At 66.9% G+C, this 24,374-nt stretch carries 17 protein-coding genes and 1 other RNA gene; 6 read left to right on the top strand and 12 right to left on the bottom strand.

Features of this window, described 5'->3' with window-relative positions; translation table 11 throughout:
* Positions 1 to 59: 59 nt before the first annotated feature.
* On the bottom strand, positions 60 to 632 hold the full coding sequence (locus tag ACCQ05_RS00490; protein WP_228963064.1) for a hypothetical protein: 573 nt from the start codon (positions 630 to 632) through the stop codon (positions 60 to 62).
* A gap of 154 nt (positions 633 to 786) precedes the next feature.
* Here ACCQ05_RS00490 and ACCQ05_RS00485 point away from each other — a divergent pair, with 154 nt between their 5' ends.
* Positions 787 to 990 carry a YdcH family protein gene (locus tag ACCQ05_RS00485; protein WP_167394602.1) on the top strand — a complete coding sequence of 68 codons (204 nt, stop codon included), beginning with the start codon at positions 787 to 789 and terminating at the stop codon, positions 988 to 990.
* Between the two features lie 568 nt (positions 991 to 1,558).
* Here ACCQ05_RS00485 and ACCQ05_RS00480 read toward each other — a convergent pair.
* The 3 genes from ACCQ05_RS00480 to ACCQ05_RS00470 form a co-directional block, all read right to left on the bottom strand.
* Positions 1,559 to 2,539 carry a zinc-binding dehydrogenase gene (locus ACCQ05_RS00480; RefSeq protein ID WP_372392566.1) on the bottom strand — a complete coding sequence of 327 codons (981 nt, stop codon included), beginning with the start codon at positions 2,537 to 2,539 and terminating at the stop codon, positions 1,559 to 1,561.
* Between the two features lie 264 nt (positions 2,540 to 2,803).
* Entirely contained in the window at positions 2,804 to 5,479 is a 2,676-nt protein-coding gene (plsB, locus tag ACCQ05_RS00475) for a glycerol-3-phosphate 1-O-acyltransferase PlsB (RefSeq protein ID WP_104541297.1), read from the bottom strand.
* Positions 5,479 to 6,444, bottom strand: a complete 966-nt coding sequence (locus tag ACCQ05_RS00470; RefSeq protein ID WP_372392565.1) for a hypothetical protein — start codon at positions 6,442 to 6,444, stop codon at positions 5,479 to 5,481. The genes plsB and ACCQ05_RS00470 overlap by 1 nt, the downstream gene beginning before the upstream one ends.
* A gap of 406 nt (positions 6,445 to 6,850) precedes the next feature.
* Here ACCQ05_RS00470 and ACCQ05_RS00465 point away from each other — a divergent pair, with 406 nt between their 5' ends.
* The 4 genes from ACCQ05_RS00465 to ACCQ05_RS00450 all read left to right on the top strand — a co-directional run bounded on the left by ACCQ05_RS00465 (position 6,851) and on the right by ACCQ05_RS00450 (position 16,096).
* On the top strand, positions 6,851 to 7,903 hold the full coding sequence (locus ACCQ05_RS00465) for a LacI family DNA-binding transcriptional regulator (RefSeq protein ID WP_372392564.1): 1,053 nt from the start codon (positions 6,851 to 6,853) through the stop codon (positions 7,901 to 7,903).
* Between the two features lie 168 nt (positions 7,904 to 8,071).
* On the top strand, positions 8,072 to 11,110 hold the full coding sequence (locus ACCQ05_RS00460) for a TonB-dependent receptor (RefSeq protein ID WP_372392563.1): 3,039 nt from the start codon (positions 8,072 to 8,074) through the stop codon (positions 11,108 to 11,110).
* A gap of 321 nt (positions 11,111 to 11,431) precedes the next feature.
* Positions 11,432 to 14,467, top strand: coding sequence for a TonB-dependent receptor (locus tag ACCQ05_RS00455; RefSeq protein ID WP_372392562.1), 3,036 nt, complete (start codon positions 11,432 to 11,434; stop codon positions 14,465 to 14,467).
* A gap of 108 nt (positions 14,468 to 14,575) precedes the next feature.
* Positions 14,576 to 16,096, top strand: a complete 1,521-nt coding sequence (locus tag ACCQ05_RS00450) for a tryptophan halogenase family protein (protein WP_372392561.1) — start codon at positions 14,576 to 14,578, stop codon at positions 16,094 to 16,096.
* A 361-nt stretch (positions 16,097 to 16,457) separates the two neighbouring features.
* Here ACCQ05_RS00450 and pyrF read toward each other — a convergent pair whose 3' ends face one another.
* The 3 genes from pyrF to ACCQ05_RS00435 all read right to left on the bottom strand — a co-directional run bounded on the left by pyrF (position 16,458) and on the right by ACCQ05_RS00435 (position 18,243).
* A complete protein-coding gene (pyrF, locus tag ACCQ05_RS00445; protein ID WP_372392560.1) occupies positions 16,458 to 17,189 on the bottom strand; it encodes an orotidine-5'-phosphate decarboxylase in 732 nt (243 codons plus the stop codon).
* Complete coding sequence (locus ACCQ05_RS00440; protein WP_372392558.1) at positions 17,186 to 18,118, bottom strand: HAD family acid phosphatase; 933 nt, start codon at positions 18,116 to 18,118, stop codon at positions 17,186 to 17,188. The genes pyrF and ACCQ05_RS00440 overlap by 4 nt, the downstream gene beginning before the upstream one ends.
* A 37-nt stretch (positions 18,119 to 18,155) precedes the next feature.
* Positions 18,156 to 18,243, bottom strand: a non-coding RNA gene (locus ACCQ05_RS00435) — sX9 sRNA.
* A gap of 355 nt (positions 18,244 to 18,598) precedes the next feature.
* Between ACCQ05_RS00435 and ACCQ05_RS00430 the strand changes: the two genes are divergently transcribed.
* Positions 18,599 to 19,258, top strand: coding sequence for a YceH family protein (locus tag ACCQ05_RS00430; protein ID WP_372392557.1), 660 nt, complete (start codon positions 18,599 to 18,601; stop codon positions 19,256 to 19,258).
* Between the two features lie 13 nt (positions 19,259 to 19,271).
* Here the strand turns inward: ACCQ05_RS00430 and ACCQ05_RS00425 are convergent, their stop codons facing one another.
* Genes ACCQ05_RS00425 through ACCQ05_RS00405 form a run of 5 tightly spaced genes read right to left on the bottom strand, consistent with a single transcriptional unit; the run spans position 19,272 to position 24,346 of the window.
* On the bottom strand, positions 19,272 to 20,123 hold the full coding sequence (locus tag ACCQ05_RS00425) for an STM4011 family radical SAM protein (protein ID WP_372392556.1): 852 nt from the start codon (positions 20,121 to 20,123) through the stop codon (positions 19,272 to 19,274).
* Positions 20,124 to 20,130: 7 nt separating this feature from the next.
* Complete coding sequence (locus ACCQ05_RS00420) at positions 20,131 to 21,492, bottom strand: STM4012 family radical SAM protein (protein WP_372392555.1); 1,362 nt, start codon at positions 21,490 to 21,492, stop codon at positions 20,131 to 20,133.
* Positions 21,489 to 22,307, bottom strand: a complete 819-nt coding sequence (locus tag ACCQ05_RS00415) for an STM4013/SEN3800 family hydrolase (protein WP_208622740.1) — start codon at positions 22,305 to 22,307, stop codon at positions 21,489 to 21,491. The genes ACCQ05_RS00420 and ACCQ05_RS00415 overlap by 4 nt, the downstream gene beginning before the upstream one ends.
* Complete coding sequence (locus ACCQ05_RS00410) at positions 22,300 to 23,415, bottom strand: STM4014 family protein (RefSeq protein ID WP_372393855.1); 1,116 nt, start codon at positions 23,413 to 23,415, stop codon at positions 22,300 to 22,302. Before ACCQ05_RS00410 ends, ACCQ05_RS00415 begins: the two co-directional genes overlap by 8 nt.
* Positions 23,416 to 23,434: 19 nt before the next feature.
* The gene (locus tag ACCQ05_RS00405) at positions 23,435 to 24,346 is read right to left on the bottom strand and encodes an STM4015 family protein (protein WP_372392554.1); all 912 of its coding nucleotides are present in this window, start codon (positions 24,344 to 24,346) and stop codon (positions 23,435 to 23,437) included.
* Between the last annotated feature and the right edge of the window lie 28 nt (positions 24,347 to 24,374).

The following is a 24,374-nucleotide window of genomic DNA, read 5'->3' as shown; positions in this document are numbered from 1 at the left end:
CAGTGCGCTGTCTCTTCCGAGACCATTGGCAGATGCGCACTGCGCCAAAGCCTACGTTGTTACGGCACCCACACCAGATTCAACACCTGCGGATCCGCCGTCACCTTGACCAGCTTGCCGCTCGGGCCGAACTGCACCTGGTACTCGGAGAAGCTGTCGCGCCAGTACCGCCACAGCGAGGCTTCCAGATTGGGGTTCTCGCTGCTGATCGGGTAGCCGACCGCCATCAGTACCTGTTCGCGGGTCATGCCGCCGGTGAGCTTGCCGTCCATGATGGCCTGGCGGATCTTGGGCGGGAAGGTGGCGAGCTTGAGCTTGGGATCGGCGCTGACGATGTAGCGGGCGGCGAAGGCGTTGTTGTCCAGGTCGCGGCTGTAGTCGTTGCCGATGGACTGCTTCTCGCCGGCGATCTTCAGGTTGACGCGGTTGCGGCCAAAGCCGGTGACGCTGACCGGAGTGCCGACCGGCAGCACGCGCTTGCCGTCTTCGGCGTAGTTGCTGTCGCTGATCCAGCTGCCGTCGGTGCGCAGGTTGCAGCACAGGAAACCGTCGTACTTGGCGACATCGGCCGCCGCGGCCAGGTTGGCGGTGGTAAGCAGGCTCAGGGCCAGCAGGGAAGAACGCAAACGCATCGGGAAGACTCCTTTCTCGACGGCCGGAGCCGCGCGGCAATGAGGGATAGGGTGCGCCGCCGTTTCCCCAGCAACGCGGGGGCATTGTCGCAGCCCCGGGCCACTTGGCAAGCGCAGGTGACGCGCATCGCCCGGGGTTGTGTATGCTCGGGGCGTGGACACCCTCTCACCCGCCGAGATTGTCGAGCAGATCGCCGAGTTGCGACGCGCACACCGCGCGTTGGACGAGGAAATCCAGCGCATGCCTGCCAATCTGGAAGACGAGCTGCAGATGAAGCGGCTGAAGAAGCGCAAGCTGCAGATCAAGGACAACATCCTCCGCCTGGAGATGGAGCTGGTGCCCGACGAGCCGGCGTAGGACGCGCCTGCGGTTGGGTCTGCTTTGTGGTGCGCATGCGATCGTTGCGGCATGGCCCGTGTCATGACATGCCCGGCCAGAACGTGGCAGCCGGCCATGGCCTGTTCGTGGGCAGGCATCGAACCGGAACGGACGCCGTAGGCGATTTCCACGGGACTTTGTCAGCGTTGAATCGCCGGCATGGCGCTCCCCCATCCGCCCTTCGGGCACCTTCCCCCGCATGCGGGGGAAGGGAACGGGTCGAATAGCTGGCACGGCGCTTCCCCATGCGCCCTTCGAGCACCTTTTCCGCACACGCGGGGGAAAGAGGTTGAATCGCCGGCATGGCGCTCCCCCATCCGCCCTTCGGGCACCTTCCCCCGCACGCGGGGGAAGGGAGGGCTGGCGGCATTCGAATAGCTGGCGTCCTCGTTCCTGTAGGAGCGCGCCCGAGCGCGACGGGCCTTATCGGGAAAGCCTGATCGCGCCCGGGCGTGCTCCTACGCCGGGTCGGCTGCCGGGCTTTCGACGATGCCGCGTGCCTGGCGCGGCATGTGATTGCGGCTGTCAGCCCGTCGGCTGCGGCGGCTCAGCCGGCGCGCAGCAGGATCTTGCCGCGGCGTCCTGGCTCGGCGCTGGCGGCCGCCGCCTTGGCGGCGTCCTGCAGGTCGTAGACCGCTTCCACCGGCAGGGCCAGGCTGCCATCCAGGGCCGCCTTGAGCAGTTCGCCGATCATGCGGCGCTTGTCCTCCGGAGGGGTGGCCTGCATCACCTTGCTGCCCCAGAAGCCGCGCACCGTGGCCTGCTTGAAGATGACATCGCCGCTGGAGATCTGCAGCGGCTCGCCGGTCATCGAGCCGAACGACACCAGCTCGCCGCCCTCGGCCAGCAGGCCGAGCAGCTCGCCCGCAGCGGAGCCGGCCACCGAGTCGACGGCGCGCACGATTGGCGCATCGCCGGCCAGCGCGCGCACCTGCTCCTGCCAGCCGTCCCGGGCAGTGGAGACGGCATTGCCGATGCCCAGCGCCTTCAGCTCTTCCACACCGGCGTCGCGGCGCACCAGGTTGATCACGTTGATGCCGCGCACGGCCGCCAGCATGGCGACGGTCTTGCCGACCGCGCCGTTGGCAGTGTTTTGCACGATCCAGTCGCCCTTCTGGACGCGCAGGAATTCGATCAGCATCAGCGCGCTCAACGGCATGGCGATCAGCTGGCAGCCGCGGTCGTCGTCCAGCGCATCGGGAAGCGGCACCACGCCGGCAGCGGAGGCGAGGAAATACTCGGCCCAGCTTTCGTGCACGCCGGCGGCGACCACGCGTTGGCCGACCTGCAGGCCCTCCACGCCCTCGCCCAGCGCATCGACGACACCGGAGCCTTCACTGCCGCCGATCGCGGGCAGCTCCGGCTTGTAGCCATAGTTGCCACGCACCGTCCACAGGTCGTGGTTATGGATCGGCGAGCGCCGCATGGCGATACGGACCTGGCCCTTGCCGGGCTGCGGCACCGGACGGTCGCCGAGCTCGAGCACCTTGGCCGGATCGCCGAATTGGGTATGGATGGCTGCGCGCATGAAAGTCTCCTGCCGGGCACGCCCATCAGTGCAACGCGCCCGATCACTATGAAAGGTAGCGCGATGCTAGCGGCACGGCTGCAAGAGAGGGATGAAGCGGGCAGAACCGTTGTGTGAAGTTTGCGAGCCTTGTGCAGCGCGCCAGCGGTGGATCTGGTTGAGGGCGGAGCTGGGTCATTTGCTTGCTGACCGCCCCTCATCCGCCCTTCGGGCACCTTCTCCCGGAGGGAGAAGGGAGCGTCGTCGGCGTCGGGAAGCGCCGTGTTACTCGGCCGGCGGCACCACCGCCTCCGGCTTGGCCGCCGCCGGGCTGACCCGTTCGATGGTGTGGCGCAGCTCGCGCCCGAGGATGAACTTGGCATCCTTGGCCCATGCATCCAGCCGCTCGTCGAACACCAGCTTGCTGTTCTCGTCCGGCCACACCAGGCGCAGCTCGCGCAGTTTCTGGATGAAGCCGCGGAACAGGGTCTTGTCGAAGAATTCCGGGGCAGCCGGGGCGTACAACAGGCTCAGGCGTTGCGCGGCCTGCTGGCACAGGCTTTCCAGTTCGCCGGCGCCGAGTACGCCGGGGCCGTTCTTCACCAGTACCGAAATGGCGATGTAGTAGCGCTCGAACGCCTGCTGCAGCGAATGGCCGATGGCGCGCAGGCGGAACACCTCGTCGGTCTGCCCGGTATTGCGCGCCAGGATGCCGCCATCGTCGTCGGTGACGTTGAGCAGCAGGCCTTCGCGCACGAACATCTCGATGGTCTGTTCGATGCGCTCGGCAAAGCGGTCTTCGCTCCACGGCAGGAACAGCTCGGCCTGCAGGAACGGGTACACCGTGCGGCCCAGGCGGATCAGGCCGGCGCGGCTCATGCGGCGGTTGTTCTGGAAGCAGCAGGCCACCCACGAGGAGGCAGTGAACAGGTGCAGCACGTTGTTGCGGAAATAGCTCAGCAGCACCGCGGTATCGCCGCTGACGCTGAGCACATCGCCCAGCGGATGCGACACGCGGGTAAGCACGTTGATCTCTTCGGCGTGGGTGATGATGCGCGCCGGGGTATGCGGAGTGACGGTGACGCGGTCCGAATACGGCATCTCCGCCAGCAGCTTCTTGCACAACTCGATCTGCGCGATCAGGTCGGCCTCGCCCATCGCATGCTTGGGCGTGGACAGCAGCGCCAGCGCCAGCAGGTTGATCGGATTGACGTCGGCGGCGCAGTTGATGCGGGTCTGGATCTGGGTGGACAGCGTGTCCACCGCCGGTGCCAGCCAGGTGGGTTTTTCGTCCTCGGGCACCGGTTGGCCGTCCCAGTCAGGCGCGTGTTTGGCCAGCACGTCGTTGAGTGCAATCGGCTCGCCGAAGTTCACCACCACCTGGCCGTAGTTCTGCTTGAGCACCTTGGGGATGGACCACAGCAGGCCCCAGATGGATTCCTTTTCCTTGGGCCGGCCGGTGAGTTCATCGAGATAGCTGTTGCCTTCCATCAGCTTCTCGTAGCCGATGTACACCGGTTGGAACAGCACCGGCTTGCGCGGCTGGCGCAGATAGGCGCGCAGCGTCATCGCGATCATGCCGCCCTTGGGCTGCAGCAGGCGCCCGGTGCGCGAACGCCCGCCTTCGACGAAGTACTCGATCGAATAGCCGCCGGCCACCAGCTGGGCGACGTATTCGCTGAGCACGGCCGAATACAGCGCATTGCCCTTGATCGAGCGGCGGATGAAGAACGCGCCGCCCTTGCGCAGCAGCGTGCCCACCACCGGCAGGTTGAGGTTGATGCCGGCCACGATATGCGGCGGCACGATGCCGCGTTCGTAGAGCAGGTAGCTCAGCAGCAGGTAATCCATGTGGCTGCGGTGGCTGGGCACGTAGACCACTTCATGCCCGGGCGCGGCCTGCTTGAGCTTGTCCAGGTGATGCACCAGCACGCCGGCGTAGATGCGGTTCCACACGTGGGTGAGCAGGAAGCTGGCCGAGCGCACCACCGGGCTGGAATAGTCGGCGGCGATTTCCCAGGCGTAGGCATGCGCCTTGCGCCAGGCGTCGACCGGCTTGGAGTTGTCGCGCTTGGCCTGGGTGGCGATGGCCTCGCGCACCGAGTCGGCCGCCAGCACCTGGTCCACCAGCAGGCGGCGGGTGGACAGGTCCGGCCCGATCACTGCCTCGCGGATGCGCCGGAAGTGGGTGCGCAGCACGCGCTGCAACTTGCGCAGGGTGCGCTCGGGCGGCAACCCCTCGGCCATGGTCTGGCGCAGCGAGATCGGCGGGGCGAAGCGCACGATGGTGGTACGACCATTGAGCAGCACCGCCAGCAGGCGGCGGAAGCGGCCCACCAGCGCCCAGTTTTCCGAGAACAGCACCGCGAACCAGCCGCTCTGCTTGTCCGGCGCACGGCCGACGAAGATCGACACCGGCACCAGGTGCACGTCCAGGTCGGCGCGCACGCGGTGCGCCTGCAGCAACTTGGCCAGCGAATCGGAATGGGTCTTGCCGCCGCGTTGTTCGGGAATCAGCGAATTGCTGCTGCTGCGCCGCGACAGTGCCAGATAGGCGCGTTTGCGCTGCAGCGGGTCGCCCGGCAACGGTACCAGCGGCGAGGGCAGCCCGGCCTCGCGGCAGGCCTTGTCCAAGATCAGCGCGCTGGACAGGCCGTAGTCTTCCAGCACGTAGACCACCGGCGTGCCGTCGTCGTAGCGGCTCGGTTGGTCCGGCTCGATGGTCAGGCTCAGCCACGGATCGGCCAACCGGCCGAGCAGGCGCGCCCACCAGGGGCGTTTGGCCTGACGGGCGGTGGCGGCCGGCAGCGGTACGGCGGCAGTAGGCGCATCCGGCGGCACCGGCGTGGCCATGGGCAACGGCGAGGCGGCCGCCGTCGCGCCAGGGTCGGCGGCATCGGCAGTCGGGGCGGGCTGGCCGTCGGGAAACGGCAGGGGGTTCTGTTCTGGCATCGCCGTCATTATCGCCCAGCCGGGCGCTGCCCGGCGTCTGCCGGCACGGCCGGCGCAGCGTCGGCGCCTGCCGCGGTCTCGGGTAGGCCCGGTGTCGACTGCGCGCGCAGCAGGGCGGCCACTTCCTCCTGGGTCTGCTGCTGGTACCAATGGCCGTCGCGCTTGATCAGCGCCACGGTCAGGTCGATGTCGCGCGCGGCCAGCGGATAGCGCAGCCGGACCTGGGCGCTGTTGCCCTCCTGCTTGACCAGGCCGGTGCGCAATGCATCCAGGCTGTTGTCGATCGACAGATCGTAGCGCTCCAGCACCTTCTTGCATGCTGCCCAGAACGGTCCGAGCCGACGCAGGCTTTCTTCCATGCCCAGCTGCTGCAGGTCGGCATCGGAGGTGATGCCGGTGGCACGCGCGGCGGTCACCAGATCGGCAATGCTGGCCTTGGCGCGCGGACGGTCGGCCAGCGGCGCGGTGGCGGCCCAGGCACTGAGCGCGTCGACCAGCTGCACGTAGTGGGCACGCTGCTCGGGCTGGTAATCGCTGCGACTGCGCAGGTACTGCACGCCGAACTGGCCCAGCGACTGCGCGGCCTGGGCGATGCCCCGCGACTGCCCGGCCAGCTGTGCATCGAAGGCCTGCTGGAGGCGGCGCTCGGCATCGGGAGCCGACAACGACCCCAGCAAGGCGCCGGTTTCGTTGGGCAACGGCAACTCGGTCAACGGCCAGCGGCTGGCGCCACCGCGCCAGGCCGCTTCCAGTTGGGTGTACTGCACCGGCGTGACCCGGATCCGCGCATAGGCCACCAGGTCGTTGCGCCGCAGCGGCACCGTCATCGATTGCATGGCGGCGGCCGGCTCGGCCTTGGCGCCGGGCAATGCGGCGGCCGTGTCGTTGCGCTGGCAGCCGCCGACGCACAGCGCGGCCAGCAACACCCACGCGATGGACTGGAACCGGCCGGCGCGGACGGTGGATGGCGGCATGCGCACGATGTTCCCCTGATCGATCGGCGCATCTTGCTGTTTGAATGCACTGGCGGCAAGGCGCGCCGTTACCGTACGCTAAAGTACGGAGCAAAGGTGTTACGTTTTCGTAATGGTTCGTCGGTTACCAGCCGGTGTCCGGCCGTGACTGCCGTTGTCTCATTCGGACAATTTTGTCCATCAATCGGGTCGCAAGCCTTGTGCTCACTGTGTTTGGTTCGATGCTGCGGCGCATCATGTAAGCGCTTGCAGTTCCTGCTAGCGTGCGCGCCATCGCGCTTCGAGGTCGCTGTCGGATGGGGCCGATGACCTGGATGTGCCTGTGCGACACGAACGTTCGGCACCCGACGACAGCGCGCACCGCTTCGGCGTGCGGCCGTCACCGCCTTGTTTTGGAGAGAGCGCCATGAGTCGGCCACGTTCGGAAGGCGGCAGCGTCACCATCAAGGATGTGGCCCGCGAGGCACAGGTGTCGGTCGCCACGGTGTCGCGCACCATGAATGGGCACCAGCACGTGGCCGAGTCGGTGCGTGAGCGCGTACTGCAGGTGGCGCGGGCCCTGAACTACATCCCGCATCACGCCGCGCGCAGCCTGAGCAGCCGACGCACCCACACCATCGGGGTGGTGCTGCCGGACCTGCACGGCGAATTCTTTTCCGAACTGATCCGCGGCATCGACCAGGTGGCACGCGAGCAGGGCTACCACCTGCTGGTGTCCAGCTCGCACGGCGACCCGCAGGCGCAGCGCCGTGCGCTGGAGCGCCTGCCCGGCCGGGTGGACGGGGTGGTGGTGATGTCGCCGTCGTTGGGGGATTCGGGCGTGCACGAAGACGCGCTACCGGGCGGCCTGCCGGCGGTGCTGCTCAATTGCGCCGGCAGTGCCAGCCAGCGCCCGGTGCTCAACGTGGACAACTACGGCGGCGCGCGGGTGATGACGCGCCATCTGCGCGACAGCGGGCACCGCCGCATCGCCTTCATCGCCGGCCCGGACGACAACTTCGATGCGCACGAGCGCCTGCGCGGCTATCGCGATGAAATGGCGGTGGATGCACACGCGCAGCCGTGGGTGCTGCCGGGCAACTTCGATGAGGAGTCCGGCTACCGCGCCGGCCAGGCGCTGGCGCAGCAGGACCGCCCGGACGCGGTCTTCGCCGCCAACGACATGATGGCGCTGGGTTGCCTGTTCGCGCTCGGCCACGCCGGGCTGAAGGTGCCGCAGGACATCGCGCTGGCCGGATTCGACGACGTGCCGATGGCGCGCTATGTGCTCCCCGCGCTGACCACCATGCGGGTGGACATCGCCGGGCTGGGCGCGCGCGCGTTGCGGCTGCTGCTCGGCCAGCAGTTGGTTGATGCCCCGCCGCCGCCGGCCGATGCGGCGCCGCCAGCGTTTTCTGAAATGGTGCCGGAGCTGATCGTGCGGGCGTCCAGCGCGGCGCGCACTGCGGCGAACCGCTGACGGGTATGCGCCACGTCGCATCTTCACGAATTCTTTGCGGTTTCTTATGTTTTTTATAACTCCTGATTTGTTGCCACCCTCGCTCCATCGTCCCTGAAACGACGCACCACCCCGCGCCACGCCGACCACTTCCGCCGGTACGCGCCTGACCCCTGGGAGGGGGAAGTCATGAAGACCTACCGTACCGTTTCCACTCTGCCGGCACGCAGCCTGCTGTGCTGTGCCCTTGCCGCTTCGTTGCTGGCGGCCAGCCCGGCCATGGCCCAGTCCAGCAACGCCACCCTGCGCGGACAGGTGGCTGCGTCCCAGGCAGGTACCACCGTGACCGCGACCAATGTCGCCACGGGGACCACGCGGCGCGTGGCCACCGGACCGGACGGCAGCTATGCCCTGGTCGGCCTGCCGCCGGGGACCTACAAGGTGGATGCAGGCCCGGGCACGGAGAAGACGGTGACCCTGTCGGTGGCCTCGTCGGTCAGCCTGGATCTGGGCAGCGACGGCCAGGCGCCAGCGCCGGCCGCCGATGGCGCAGCGACCACACTGGACACGGTCAAGGTCACCGCCACCGCGCTGCAGGAGGTCAAGACCTCCGAAGTCGGCACCAATATCTCGCTCAAGCAGATCAACACGGTGCCGCAGCTGACGCGCAACTTCCTGGAGTTTGCCGACACCGTCCCGGGCATGCAGTTCGAAACCGACCCGAACGGCAACAGCCGCATCCGCGGCGGCGCGCAGGCCAGCTCGGCGGTCAACGTCTACATCGATGGCGTGGGCCAAAAGAGCTATCTGTTCGGCGGCGTGTCCGGCCAGCAGCAGAGCGCGGGCAATCCGTTCCCGCAGCTGGCGATCGGCGAGTACAAGGTCATCACCTCCAACTACAAGGCCGAGTTCGACCAGGTGGGCTCGGCGGCGATCGTGGCGTCCACCAAGTCCGGCGGCAACGAGTTCCACGGCGAGATCTTCGGGCGCACCACCAATACCGATTTCCGTGCGCGCCAGGCCGACGAACGTGCCGGCGCGCCCAACTCCGATGGCAGCAAGCGCAAGACCCACCAGGACGAGTATGGTTTCGCGCTCAGCGGCCCGATCGTCAAGGACAAGGCGCACTTCTTCTTCAGTTACGAAGGCAAGGGCTTCGAGGTGTCGGCCAACCCGGTCTCGGTGCCGGACAACTTCAGCGTGCTGAGGGACGACCTGCCGGCCGGCGTGCAGAGCCGCCTGGGCTCGGTCACCCGCCCGTTCAACGAAGACCTGTACTTCGGCAAGATCGATTGGGATATCGGCGAAAACGACCGCCTTGAACTGACCGCCAAGGTCCGCGACGAAGAAAGCCGCGATAGCGTTGGCGATCGCAACACCGCCATCGCCGCCAAGATCAATCTCAATACCGAAGATCGCTACGACCTGCGCTGGCAGCACTTCGGCGAAACCTACGTCAACGAGGCGCGCATCTCCTACGAGGACGTGCTCTTCAACCCCACCGCCTACACCATCGGCAGCCAGAGTGTGTACACGCGCGACATTGCCGAGAACGATGTGCTGATCAACGACGACGCCACCAGCGGCCTGGCGATCCAGCGCAAGGGGCAGAAAGGCCCCAGCTTCCAGAACGACCTGACCTTCAACAGCATCGACTGGCACGGCAGCCACGTCATCAAGATGGGCGTGAAGTACAAGGAAGTGGAGTTGACCCAAAGCGAGAACTCCACCGCCAATCCGTCCTTCTATTACGCGGTCAACGACGGCCAGGGCACGGCACCGATTCCATACCAGGTGCGCTTCAACCTGCCGTTTGCCGGTGCGGCGCCGTCGGTGACCACCACCAGCAAGCAGCTGGGCCTGTACATCCAGGACGACTGGGACGTCAACGACAAGCTGCAGTTGAACATCGGCGTGCGCTGGGATGGCGAGAAGATTCCTTCGTATCTGGACAACGTGACCCCGCCGGAAGTGGTGGCGGCCTTGAACGGCCCGGGCACCGACCCGGCGGTCAGCGCCACCTATGCCGAGCAGCTGGCCAAGGGCGGAGTGAACATCAATGACTACATCAGCAACGGGCGCAATCGCAAACAGGACAACAACAACTTCGCGCCGCGCCTGGGCTTTTCCTACGACTTCCGTGGCGACGAATCGCTGGTGCTGTTCGGTGGCGCCGGGCGTAGCTACGACCGCAATCTGTTCGACATCATGGGCCTGGAGCAGGTCAAATCCGCGCTGTCCCAGTACACCATCCGCTTCGCCGAATCCTACGGCTGCACGCCGGCGCCGGGCACCTGCGCCAACTGGAACCCGGCCTATCTCAGCAACCCGGACAGCCTGGGCGGCCTGGTCAATGCGCGCGTGCGCAACGGCGAGGTCGACCTGCTCAACAACGATCTGAAGACGCCGTATTCTGACCAGTACTCGCTGGGCCTGCGTACCCGCGTGGGCGAGTGGAGCAACTCGGCCACGGTGTCCTACATCCACAGCCAGGACGGCCTGATCCTGACCCTGGGCAACCGCTACCCGAATGGCGACTTCTTCCAGAACGGCGGCCAGCCGTGGGGTCAGACCCTGCCCGGCTTCGGTGCGCTGATCATCGGCAACAACGGCGTGGAGACCAAGACCACGCAGTTGCTGCTGTCCACCGACAAGGCCTATACCAAGGAAAGCGGCTGGGGCCTGACCGCGGCTTATACGTTCTCGCGCGCACGCGGCAACCGCGGCAACGACGAGCAGTACGGCTTCGACGCGGCCACCATTGCCGACTATCCGTTCCTGGACCTGAACTCGGTCCCGCGCCATCGCTTGGTGGTCACCGGCATCTATGATCTGTTCTGGGGCATCAGCGCCTCGGCCAAGCTGACCCTGGCCACGGTGCCGCCGCGCAATGAAGCGGTAGCCTACGATCTATATGGCGGCCCGCCTTCGAACAACATCCGCGTGGTCTCGGTGGATGCACCGGGCGGCAAGTTCATTGCCGGCGGCGACATCTTCGGCACGCGCCAGCTGGATCTGTCGCTGTCCAAGGACATGCACGTGACCGAGGCGTTGACCGTGCAGGTGCGCGGCGATCTGATCAATGCGCTGAACTTCCGCAACTACGATCAGTACGCCATCGACTGGGGCCAGGGCGGCGTCTATAACCCGCGCGTCAGCATCAACCAGTACGGCGCGCTGTCCACGCCGCCGCGTACGCTGTTCCTGAGCGCGCGCATCATCTGGTAGTTCGATAGCAGCCCTGGATTGGCCATGCCAGCACGGCGCGAGCGACCGTGCTGGCAATCGTGCATGCCGCACGGCCCGGCATGCCGTTGTTGTTTGCATCGTGTGTTGAATGCCGATGCGCCGCACCGGCCACGCGCCGCCAATGCTTTACCCGTCTCGACCCGTGCCTGAAGGAGCAGCCGCCCGTCACCGTAGACCTTTGTCGTTCTTGCAGCCATTGCGGCTGTTGTTGCCTGTCGTTCCGTGTTCCACACCAAAGCACCAACCCAACGCGCCAGTCACTCCCCTGCGTCGCGCTTTACCCCTGGGAGGGGGAAAGTCATGAAGAACCACCGTACCGTCTCCACCCTGCCGGCGCGCAGCCTGTTGTGCTGCGCCCTGGCCGCGTCGTTGTTCGCCACCGCTCCGGCCATGGCCCAGTCCAGCAACGCCACGTTGCGCGGACAGGTCGCCTCCGCACAGAGCGGCAGCGAAGTGGTCGTGACCAATGTCGCCACCGGCTCGGTGCGACGCGCACCGGTCAATGCGAATGGCAACTACACCATCGTCGGTCTGCAGCCGGGCACCTACAAAGTCGAATCCAACGGCGTCAGCCGCACGGTGACCCTGTCGGTGGCCTCCAGTGCCACGGTCGATCTCGGCACCGAGACGGCAACCGCGCCCGCAGGCAATGCGACCACGCTGGATACGGTGACGGTCAGCGCGCCGATGATTCGCGACGTCAAGACCTCGGAAGTGGGCAACACCATCAGCGCGCGCCAGATCCAGCAATTGCCGCAGGCCACGCGCAACTTCCTGGAGTTTGCCGATACCGTACCGGGCATGGTGTTTCAGGTGGACGGCAACGGCAACACCAAGCTGCGCGGCGGTGCGTCCAACGCCAGCGCCGGCAATCTGTACATCGATGGCGTGGGCCAGAAGAGCTATGTGCGCAGCGGCGGCGTGGCCGGCCAGAGCGACACCCAGGGCAATCCCTTCCCGCAGCTCGCCATCGGCGAATACAAGGTCATCACCTCCAACTACAAGGCCGAGTACGGCCAGATCAGCGGCGCGGCGATCACTGCGGCCACCAAGTCCGGCACCAACGAGCTGCACGGCGAAGTGTTCTACCGCTATACCGATCAGGACCTGCGCGACAAGCGGCCCGACGAGAAAGAAAACGGCAAGATCGATTCGCAGACCAAGGAATACGGCTTCGCGCTGGGTGGGCCGATCATCCAGGACCGCATGCACTTCTTCGTCGCCTACGAGGGCAAGGAGAACGTGGCGCCCAAGAGCGTGCAGCCGAGCGCAGAGGCTGCCGCGTTCGTCAACCAGTTGCCGTCCGACCTGGCCAGCCAGTATGGCCCGGCCAACATGCCGTTCGAAGAAGACCTGTTCTTCGGCAAGATCGATTTCGAACCCACCGATCGCGATCGCATCGAGCTAAGCACGATTTATCGCGACGAAACGCAGACTGCCAACGTGGGCGGCACCAACACGCTGGCGCAGGCCACCGACAAGATCAACAAGGACAAGCGCACCAACCTGCGTTGGCAGCACAGTGCCGACAACTGGTACAACGAGCTCATCGTTGGCACGGAAAACTCGGAGAACAACCCGACCCCGCGTACGCTCGGCAACGGCATCATCTACACCTATTTCCAGCCACGTGCCGGTTCCACCGATGTCGATGAGCGCACCTTTTTGACCACCGGCTCGGCGGGCGGCCTCAATGCGCAGCGCAAGAGTCAAAAGGGCTGGTTCCTCCAGAACGATCTGACCTTCACCAGCTTCCAGTGGCATGGCGAGCACACCATCAAGATGGGTGTGAACTACAAGGACATCGAGCTGACCTCGCAGGATGCGGCGGCGTTGAATCCGCAGTTCAGCTACCGCGTCAACGGTGGCAGCGTGGAATCCACGCCCTACCGCGTGGATTTCGTTGCGCCGTACAACACGCCCGGCCAGCGCGCCACGGTGGTCTCGCCGTCCAAGCAGTACGGCATCTATCTGCAGGACGACTGGGCCGCCACCGACAAGCTGATGATCAACATCGGCGTGCGCTGGGACTACGAAGACACCCCGGCTTATACCGACTTCGTCACCTCGCAGGCCTTCGTCGATGCGCTGTACGCCAACGATCCGGACAACCCCGGCCAGCCGTGGGCCAACCGCCTGCTGCCCAGCGGCATCAACGTGGCCGATTACATCAGCACCGGCAACAACCGCAAGAACTTCAAGGATGCGTGGGCGCCGCGCTTCGGTTTCTCGTATGACTTCTTCGGCGACGAAGCCGCCATCCTGCACGGTGGTGCGGCGCGTTCGTACGACCGCAACCTGTTCGAGCAGCTGGCACTGGAAACCAGCAAGGCGGCGTTGTCGCCAGTGGCGGTGTATTTCGAAAATCCGGCAACCCAGCAGTGCTACCGCGCCGACCGTACCTGCGTGGCATTCGATCCGCGCTATCTCAACGGCATCGACCAGCTCAATACCATTCCCGGTGTGGCCGGCAGCGCCGAGCTCTTCATGTTCAACAACAAGCTCAAGACGCCGTACAGCGATCAGTACAGCATCGGCATCACCAACCAGGTAGGCGACTGGCTGACCGATGTGACCTTCCAGCGCATCCTGAGCTACGACGGCTTTGCGATGGGCCTGATCAACCGTTACCCGGATGGTTCGTATTTCCAGAACGGCAACGTGCCGTGGGGCGAGCCGGTGCCGGGCTACCAGAACACCATCCTGGGAACCAACGGCCTGGAACAGCGCAACAGCCAGGTGCTGCTGTCGGCCGACAAGCCGTACACCAAGGAATCCGGTTGGGGCCTGACCCTGTCCTACACCCACACCAGCGCACGCCAGAACCGCAACATCGACGAGCCCTACGGCTTCGACAAGGCCACCATTCGCGGCTATCCGTTCGTGAAGTCCGACGCGGTGGCCGCGCACCGCTTCGTGGCCTCCGGCTCGATCGATATCCCGTGGGGTGTGACGCTGGGCGCCAAGTTGGTGCTGGCAACGCCCGAGCCGATCAACACCATCGCCTGCTTCGGCTTCACCGACCCCGATGGCGCAACCTGCCAGCAGGTCGGTGTTACGCCGCCGGGCAGCGGCAAATTCCTGGTCGGTGGCGATATCTGGGGCTACCGCACGGTGGACTTCCAGGCCACCAAGGAGTTCACCGTGGTTGGCGACTTCAAGATGTCGGCACGCGTGAACCTGCTCAACGCGTTCAACTTCAAGAACTACAGCGCGTACGCCTACAACGGCTTCGGCAGCAACGGGCGGTTCGATCCTGACATCGCCATCAACACCAATGGCGAGATCAACTACGTGCCGCGTAGCGTGGTGCTGGAGATCGATGCAAAGTTCTGATGGGTGCGCCTTCCCCACGCGTGCACTGCACGCGTGGGGAGCTTTCGCAACGGGGCCGGTTGGCCCCGTTCGTTTGTCCGTCCTCTCTCAGCTCAGGAACGTGCAGGCATGATCCCCGCTCCCCTCCGCAACATCGTCATCGTCGGCGGCGGCACCGCCGGCTGGATGGCGGCCGCCGCGTTTGCGCGCGTGCTTGGGCCCACCTTCAACGTGCAGCTGATCGAATCCGAACAGCTCGGCACCATCGGGGTGGGCGAAGCGACCGTGCCGCATATCAAGGCCTTCAACAACCTGCTCGGCATCAATGAAGCCGAGTTCGTGTGCCAGACCCAGGGCAGCTTCAAGCTCGGTATCGAGTTCGTCGACTGGCAGCGCCCCGGCACGGCGTACATCCACGGCTTCGGTACCCAGATCGGCCATCCACTCGGGCTGCTGCCGTTCCATCAATACTGGATCAAGCAACAGCTGCGCGGCACGGCGCAGCCGTTGGGTGCCTATACGCTCAATACCGTGGCCGCCGCGCGCGGCAAGTTCATGACCTCGGCCGGCGATGTGCCGGCCAACTCGCCGCTGGTCAATATCGCCTATGCGTATCACTTCGACGCCAGCCAGTACGCGCACTTTCTCCGCAGGTATTCTGAGCAACGCGGCGTCACCCGCATCGAAGGGCTGGTCGAGCAGGTGCAGCTGCATCCGGAAAGCGGCCATGTGCGATCGTTGCAGCTGGCGTCCGGGCAGGTCGTCAGCGGCGACCTGTTCATCGACTGCTCGGGCTTCCGCGGGCTGTTGATCGAAGAAACCTTGCACACCGGCTATCACGATTTCACCCATTGGCTGCCCTGCGATCGCGCACTGGCGGTGCCCTGCGAAAACGTCGGCCCACCGACGCCGTACACACGCTCCACTGCGCGCGCGGCCGGCTGGCAGTGGCGCATTCCGCTGCAGCACCGCACCGGCAACGGCTATGTGTATTGCAGCGCGCACATCAGCGACGACGAAGCCGCTGCCACGCTGCTCGCCAACCTGGATGGCAAGCCGCTGGCCGACCCGCGCCCGCTGCGCTTCACCACCGGGCGGCGCAAGCAGTTCTGGAACCGCAACGTGGTTGCGCTGGGGCTGGCCAGCGGATTCCTGGAGCCACTGGAGTCGACCAGCATCCACCTGATCCAGTCCGGCATTTCCAAGCTGCTGGAGCTGTTCCCACGCGAGGGCATCAGCCCGGTGCTGGTGCAGCGCTACAACGACCGGTTGGCGTTCGAGTTCGACCGCATCCGCGATTTCCTGCTGCTGCACTACCACGCCACCGAGCGCGACGACAGCGCGTTCTGGCGCCATTGCCGCCACATGCCGATCACCCCGGAGCTGCAGGCCGCACTCGAGCTGTTCCGCGACAGCGGGCGCTTCTACCGCAATGCCGAAGAGATGTTCGCCGAGATCAGCTGGGTGCAGGTACTGGTGGGCCAGGGCATCGTGCCGACCGGCTATCACCCGCTGGTGGACCAGGTGCCGGATACCGATGCCGAGGGCTTCCTGGCCAGCGTGGCGCAGACCATCAGCCGGTGTGTGGACGTGATGCCGAGCCACCAGCAGTTCATCGACCGCTATTGCAAGGCGCCAGCGATACGGTAAGCGCGATCACCGGGCGGCAAGCGACCCCAAGCAGCCCTGCGCACCCATCGGACCGATGCGCGGGTGACATGGCCGGCGATGCGCAAGGTCACCTCGCCCGCCGCTGCCGTGTACAACAGGCGGTTGGCAGTTCCGCGCGTGCCAAGCCATCGCCTGACCAATCGCCAAAAAAAAAGGATCGGGCACAAGACCCGATCCCTTCGAAAACCGGGACAAGCCCGGTGGACAATGAGTGGCACAGCTTCCGACTGACATCGGACGCCGGCATGTTAACGAGACTTTCACATTAAAGCAATGCTTTAATTATTTGCACTTAAGCTATTGATTTAATTTGATAATAACCGAATTGAACGACTGCCAATCAGTCCCGGTGCCGCACTACCGCCGCGCGGATCTCGTCCTGGATGGCGGCGGCGGCGGCGGCGGGGTCGGCAGCCAGGCGGATCGGGCGGCCGACGACGATCGCGTCGGCGCCATCGGTGAAGGCCTGCGCCACGCCCACGGTGCGTTGCTGGTCGTCGCCCACCGGGCCGCCGGGGCGGATGCCCGGGCAGACGATCGAAAACGCCGGGCCGGTGGCACGGCGGATCGGGCCGGCTTCCTGGCCGGAGGCGATCACCCCGTCGATGCCGGCGGCCTGGGCAGCCAGCGCGCGCTCCACCACCACCTCCACCGGTTCGCGGTCGATGCCCATCGCGGCCAGGTCCGGGCGGCCCATCGAGGTCAGCACGGTCACCGCGAGCAGGCGCATGTCGCCCCGGTTGGCCTCGGCGGCGGCCTGCAACATGCCGGCATGCCAACCGTGCACGGTGCAATAGCTCACCGGCCACTGCGACAACCGGGCGATGGTGCCGGCCACGGTGGCGGGAATGTCGAAGAACTTCAGGTCCACGAACACGCGCTTGTTGCGCTTGGCCAGGGCATCGAGCACGTGGAAATACTCGCCGGAGGCCAGCAGCTCCATGCCGATCTTGTAGAAGGACACCGACTCGCCCAGCCGGTCGACCCAGGCAATTGCTTCATCGTGGCCGGGCACGTCCAGCGCGAAAATCAGCCGCTCGTGCGCGGCCAGGGCCAACGGGGGACGGCTCATCGTGCAAGCTCCAGTGCGGCGCGCTTGGCGTCGTGGCGGGTCTGCCAGGATTGCGAATAGTCGTTGTTGAACTGCGCCGGCTCCCAGCCGCCATAGCTGGGGTTGGGCAGCATCCACCAACGCTCGCCGAACCAGTCGTGGTACTGCTGCAGCAGCGCGCCGCGCGCCTGGCCGGTATTGGCGGTGACCTGCACGAAGTCGCCGAGCTGGTCGCCGAACTGCATCAGCACGCGATATTTCTGTCCGGCCAGCCGGCGGCGGCAGTTCTTCTCGCTGCCGTTCTGCTCGCAGCCAGGCACCACCGTGCCCAGGCCCAGGAACACGTCGTCGTCGGCCACCGGCAGGCCGGCACTGCGCAGATTGGCCAGCGTGGCGTCCTTCAGGTGCACCGCGCGGTTGGAGATGTAGATCAGGGTGATGCCACGGGCGGTGGCGGCCTTGGCTAAGTCCACCACGCCCGGAATCGGCTTGGCCTTCTTCTCGGCCACCCACTGATCCCAGCTCAGTTCGTCGTACTCCTTGCCGTCGCGCACCAGCCGCGCCTGGTACGGCGAGTTGTCAAGCACGGTCTCGTCCACGTCCAGCACCACCGCCGGCTTCAGGCCAGTGGCGGCATTGCCGCGTTCCTCGGGTACCAGCGCGTCCCAGTTGGGCTGCTTGAGCGCCGCGTCCAGCTTGTCGGCCGCGGCGCGATAGGTCTGCTCGGCCACGGCGCGGTATTCCTCCGAGCGCTGCATCCACAGCACCGCATTGAGGTTGTCGTCGCCGGCCGGCATGCCGGTCGCTGCCGACTTGGCAGCGGCGGGCGCAGCGGCGGCCGGTGCCGGCTGCGCGAGGTCTTGATGGGCGGGCTTGCAGGCCGACAGCGCCAGCACGGCGCAGGCGAGCAGGGACATCGGTGCGTGAAACGAGGGGCGCATGGCATCCACCAGACAGGAACGGCAATGAAGCCCGCGATTTTAGAGCGGCCAACAGAACGTAGCGAGCAGTCGTCAGGTGGGCGCGGGTGGCGCGCCGGAAGATGTCGCGCACCGGCCGCGCCCGTCTGGCGGCTGCGCAGTGGTTGTGTTGGCCGCTCTCGCCGGTTCGCGTGGCTGCCCTGTGCTGTTTCCGCCGCCGATGCGCACGCCGGCTTCTGGCGCGTTGCGGCGCTTGCGGCAAGCGGACGGCAAGGACAGCGCCTGCGTGGTCGGCTCGCAGGCCAGCCGCGGTGCGCGCGCACTTGCTGCCCAATCGGGCCGTCACACGCTGGTCGATGGCGGCAGGTTGCACGCCCAGTCGGGGGCTGGCCACAACACCATCGACCGCACCATATGGCCCTGAAGCCAGCGCGGCACGGCGAAACACGCGCAGACCGCCCGGCACGGGATCGGCATATCCTTCCCCGCTGATTGCCCAGGAGCTGCCGCATGACCGAGACATCGTCCATCCCCGTGCTCGATACCGCCCAGGCCCGCGTGCTTGGCTGCCTGATCGAAAAAGAGGCCACCACCCCGGACGCCTACCCGCTCACCGTCAACGCCGCGCAGGTGGCCGCCAACCAGAAGACCGCGCGCGAGCCGGTGCTGAATCTGCAGACCGGCGTGGTGCATCACGCGCTGCGCCAGCTGGAAACGCTGGGGTTGGTGCGACAGCAGTTCTCCTCGCGCGCCGAACGCTACGAGCACAGACTGGGCAGCGTGCTGGACCTGACCCGCCAGCAGGTGGCGTTGATCGGCCTGCTGTTGTTGCGCGGGCCGCAGACGTTGGGCGAGCTGTTCGCGCGCAGCGAGCGGCTGGCGCGCTTCAACGATGCCGACGATGTGCGCCATCACCTGGACCGGCTGATCCAGCGCGGCCTGGCGGCGCAACTGCCGCGCGCCAGCGGCCAGCGCGAGGATCGCTACGCGCACCTGCTCAGTGGTGCGCTGGATGTGGAAGCCTTGCAGGCCGCAGCTGCACGCGCCGCACCGGCGACGCGCAGCAGCGCCGACAGCAGCGAGCTGGAGGCGCGCGTGCAGGCGTTGGAAGAGCAGCTAGAGGAACTGCGTGCACAGCTGGCCGGACTGCACGCCCGCCTGGGCGCCTGATCGTGCGGATGGCTCAGTAGATCGCCGGCACCCGTTCCAGCACGCCGCCGGCGTAGTCGGCCTGGAACGGCAGATCCGGGCGATGCGCGTAGCCGATGTAGCAGTCGCACCGCGCATTCGGACAGCTGCGGGCACGCAGCTGCGCGGCAAAGCTGCCGTCGTACAGATTGCCCAGCGGCGTGGCGACGAAATGGCAGCGCCGCACGTTGCCGTCGCCATCCACCGACACCACCGATTCGCCGGTGAGGCAGGGCGCGCCGAAGCTGGGCGGTGGATTGAGGTTGTAGCCGAAGTGCGGATCGATCCGGCTCAGGCGCTGCACCTGCTCGGGCGTGTAGTAATCGGCCGGGCGCGGATCGAAGGCGTTGAGCCACATCGGCGTGGTGTCCGGCAAGGCGGCACGCAATGCGTCGATCTCGTCCAGGTGCGCGTGCGAAGCCACCATGCCCACGCTGTGGCGCACGCCACGCTGGCGCAATGCCTGGCAACGCTGCAGGAAGGCCGCACGCGTGACCTGGCTGGGGTGGTAGGTGCACCACAGCGCCAGCCGATTGAGGTTGGCGCGCTCCAGCCAGCGCAGGCCCACGCACAGGTTGGTCTGGATCGCCACGCGGCGCAGCTGCGGCAGCTGGCTCAGCTGCACCATCGCCTCGCGGTAATGCCGCCGCACCAGGCCTTCGCCCCAGGGCGTGAACAGGATCGACAACGGCCGCGTCTGCGCCTGGGCCCAGGCGACGAAGCGCGCCAACTCCTGCGCGTCGCGGTGCAGGGCGGCGGCGCTGTCGTAGGTCTTGGCGAACGGGCAGTAATTGCAGCTGTAATTGCAGCTGCTGAGCCGGCCGCGGTAGAGCAACGACAGATGCATCGGCCGCCTACCCGACCTGGTACTGCTGCATGCGCTCGGCGATCGGCGCCGAGGTCAGCCATGGGCCGATGGTGTCGGCGCGCTCCATGCCGGCGGCGGTGAGCGACAGCAGGCTGCCCTGCCAGTGCGCCAGGTCCAGCGCCAGCAACTCGCGCAGCTGCGGCAGGGCGTCCAGGCAGTCCATGCCAAACCGCTGGCGGAAGTCGTCGCGGTCCAGCCCCGGCACCACCAGCAGCGACTGGATCGCATGCCGCCGCCGGGCATCGTCGGCATCCAGCGCGATGCCGTAATCGGCACGCGCAAAGCTGGCCGGATCGCGCGCCAAGTAATGCTCGAGAATGTCGGCCACCGAGCGCCGGCTCACCCCGTATTCGCTGGAGTAATGCAGGCCGGCGGTATACGAGCGCGCGCCGCAGCCGATGCCGACCATGCCATCGCTCTGGCAGCAATACACCGGCGCATCGGCATCGGGTGCATGCGGGGCGCGGAACATGCGCATCGAGACCTGGGTGTAGCCGGCTGCCAGCAGCCGGTCGCGCCCGGCCCGGTACAGCGCCAGGCGCGCGTCCAGCGGCTCGGGCTGCAGCACGAAGCTGCGCCGCCCGCCGGCCTTGGCCTCGATCCGGCCCAGCCCGGTCATCGGCCGCACGTATAGCGGGTACAGGTACAGCTCCTCCGGTGCGAAAGCCAAGGCGCTGTCGATCGAGGCCAGGAAGCTGTCCACGGTCTGCCCGGCGATGCCGTAGATCAGATCCAGATTCAGCGTGGGGATGCCCTGCTCGCGAATGATGGCGATCGCCCGCTCCACCGTCTCGCGCTGCTGCGGGCGCACCAGCGCACTGACCTCGGCGGCGCTGAAACTCTGGATGCCCATGCTGACGCGGTCGATGCCGGCCTGCCGGCAGACCCGCAGCCGGTCGGCATCCACGGTTTCCGGCGAGACCTCGATGCCGGCCGGGATTGCGTCCAGCACAATGGTCGCGTGGCGCGCCACCATGTCGAACACCCGCTGCAACTGCCCCGCATCCAGATAGCTCGGCGTGCCGCCGCCCATGGCAAAGCGCACGAAACGGTGCGCGCCCAGCGCCTGCACGGTGGCCTGCAGTTGTCGTTCCATCTGCGCCAGATACGCCTCCACCTGCGCCGGCGCCGGCCGTGCCAGCGCGAACAGGTTGCAGAACCCGCAGCGATACGAGCAGAACGGGATATGCAGGTACAGGAACAACGCCTGCCGCGGTTCGTCGGCCCACACCTGCTGCAGCGGCACGGGCGGCTGCAGCGGACGGTAACTGGTCTTGTGCGGATACGAGTACGAATAGGCCTGATACGGCGGCAGCGCCAACAGATCGGCCAGCGAGGGCAGGCTCATGGGGTCACCAGGAAATGGGCGTACGGCACCGTCATCACCACCTCGTGGGCCAGGCGATGGCCATGGTAGCCATCCTCGCCGTAGGCGGTACCGTGATCGGAACAGACGATGGCAAACGCGCCACCGCGCGCGCGCAATGCGGTAAACAGCGGCGCCAGCGCGGCATCCACATAGCGCAACGCGGCGCAATGGCTATCGAAATCGTCGTTGATGGCGCCGGGCAGGTAATGCCGGTTGGGCTGGTGCAGCGCCGAGACGTTGATGAACAAGAAGCAGCGCGTGTCGCGCAACGCTGGGTCGCCCAGCCGCGCGCAGGCCAAGGCCACCTGCTGCTCGGTGGAGTCGGGCGCGGTGACGCCGAACGCCGGCGTCCAGTGGCTTTCGCGAAACAGGCCGGGCAACTGTGCGCCCAGCGCATTGCGCTTGTTGAAGAAGCCGGTGCCGCCGATGCACAGCGTGTGGTAACCGCAGCGCGCCAGGCCATCGACGATGTCGCCGCTGTCGGCAAACACCCGGGTCTGCGCCACGATGCTCTCGCTGCCATCGAAGGCCAGCGCGAACAGGCGCGGATGCGGGCCCTGGCGGGCAGGCGTGGGCAGGAAGCCGGCGAAGAACGCCATGTGCGCCGCATAGGTGAAACTGCCCGGCGTATGCCGCCGTTCCCAGCCATCGGCCGGCAGATAGCGCGCCAGCACCGGCAATTCGCCGCGCGCAAAGCAGCGCTGCGCGGCGTCGTAGCGCAGCGTATCCAGGGTGATCAGCACGATGTCGCGCGTACCGACGATGGCGTGCATGTCCGGCAAGTGCTCAGCCATGCCGTCGTCTCCCGTCGGTGTCCTCGCAGACGATGCCATCGCCCAGTGCCGCCTGATCCTCGTAGGTCGTGCGCCCCTGCCAGCGCAGCTCCGGCAGCAGATCGCCGAAGCCGTTGGCTTCCAGCACGTGGCAGCGCCCATCGCGCTGGATCAGGTCCAGGCCGATCATGCGGCAGTCGGCAAACGCGCGCGCGGCCTGCGCCACCGTGGCCGACACCAGCGCGTCCACATCCGCGCCCTGCCACGCCTGCGCCGGCAGGCGCCGATTGCCCAGATGCAGGTTGGTCAGCGGGCCTCGGCTGGCGCGGGCCACGCGCTGGCGCGCCACGCCGTCCAGCGCAACCACCCGCAGGTCGTAGTGATGACCGGGCAAGCCGGGCGCGCGCGGCTTGGGAATCCACCGCTCCAGATAGGCGCCCTGCGCGGCGATCGCATCCACCAGCGGCGCGATGTCGGTACGGCGGGTGTAGCGGCGCTGCCGCAGCGCGTTGAACACCCGCACACCGCCCGCGTCCTGGACCAGCTCGGCCGAACCGCTGGCGATCTCGCGCCCATCGCGGTGCCAGCGATACGCCAGTACGCCGGCGCCGGACGATCCGTAGCGCGGCTTGAGAAACGCCTGGGTACAGCCGGAGACCTGCAGGCAGGCGCGCATGTCGGCATAGCTGTCCACGCTGCCCAGCAGCGTGGGCACGGCCACGCCCGCCGCGGCCAGGCGCTGCTGGCAGGCGAGTTTGTCGGTCATCGCCAGCAGCCCGGCGGGCGGGTTCAGATACTGGGCGGCCGGCAGCGACGCGAGCAGGTCCGCAAACCCGGCGTACCACAGCTGCTGATGGGCCAGTTCGCAATGCGCCAGCGGTGCCGGCGCAGGTCCGGGCGAGCCCAGCGTGCGCCAGCCGCGCAGGATGAGCGCCCGGTGCAGTTCGGGCGCCTCGCCGGGCGATTCGAGCTTGACCCGCGCGGCCGGGTGGCGTGCCAGCCAGTCCTGCAGCGGGGCCGGCGTGTCCAGCAGCTGCAGATAGTCGAACACCACCGCCGCAGGATGTCCCTGCGCCTGCAATGCCTGCTGCAGGGCCGCGATCCTGCGGCTGTCCCGTGGCCCCACCACGACCCAAGGCACGCTCACCTCATTCGGAAACGGCGACGTAGCGTTCGTCCTCGTCTTCCTCGAGCGGCTCATCCAGGATCACCGTCACCGGCAGCGTCGCCAGGCGGGCCTGCCACTCGGCAGAGATGTAATGATGGCTCAGGTCGATCCGCTGCAGCTGGCCGAGCTGTGTGCTTTCGACCAGCGCGCGCGCGCCGGCATCGCCGATGGTGCCCAGCGACAGGTCCAGCGTTTCCAGGCGGCCCAGCCACGGCTGGGTGGCCAGCCAGCCGGCCAGTTCATCGGTGTTGGCGGCATTGCGCAGGCCCAGGTAGCGCAGCCGTTCGGGGCCGATCGCTGCCAGCAGCCGCTGGTAGGTGCCCAGCTCGCCATCGAAGCCGTAATCCTCCACGCCCAGCCACAGTTCCAGATGCCGCAGGGCCGGCAGCGTGGAGGCGGCAATGGCCTGCACGATCGCCGATGGCAGCCCGCCGCATTCGATCGCCAGCTCCTGCAGCTGCGCATGCGCAAACGGCGTCAGCTGCAATTGCGAGGAACCGCGGATGCGCAGCGATTCCAACGCCGGGAACGCCGCCAGCAGCGGGGTGTAGTCGGTCTGGATGATCCAGGAGATCTCGCAGTCTTCGTAGGTCATGTCGCCGACGAACAGCGCACGCAGCGCCGGCAGTTCGTCGCGGCGTTCGATCAAGCGCTGCAGGTAGCCGTTGGGGCCTTCATCGTGCGCTTCGCGCCACGCGCCGATGATCAGCGCCTGGATGCTGGCCGGATCCACCTGCGCCAGCAGGCTGTCGAGCAACGCCGCCTGGGTGTCCTCGCCTTCGTACTCCTGGCGCAACCGGTACACCACATCGCCGCCGCTGGCCGGTTGATCGACACTGAAGTCCACCACCCGCTTGCCACGATAGAATTCCGAATACTGGCCGATCGTCATTGCATTGCCTCCCTGGCTCGGTGAGCGG

Source organism: Xanthomonas sp. NCPPB 3582 (genome assembly GCF_041475735.2).
Classification (GTDB): Bacteria; Pseudomonadota; Gammaproteobacteria; order Xanthomonadales; family Xanthomonadaceae; genus Xanthomonas; species Xanthomonas codiaei.
Note: the sequence above shows the minus strand (reverse complement) of the source record. Positions and strands in the feature narration are given on the sequence as shown.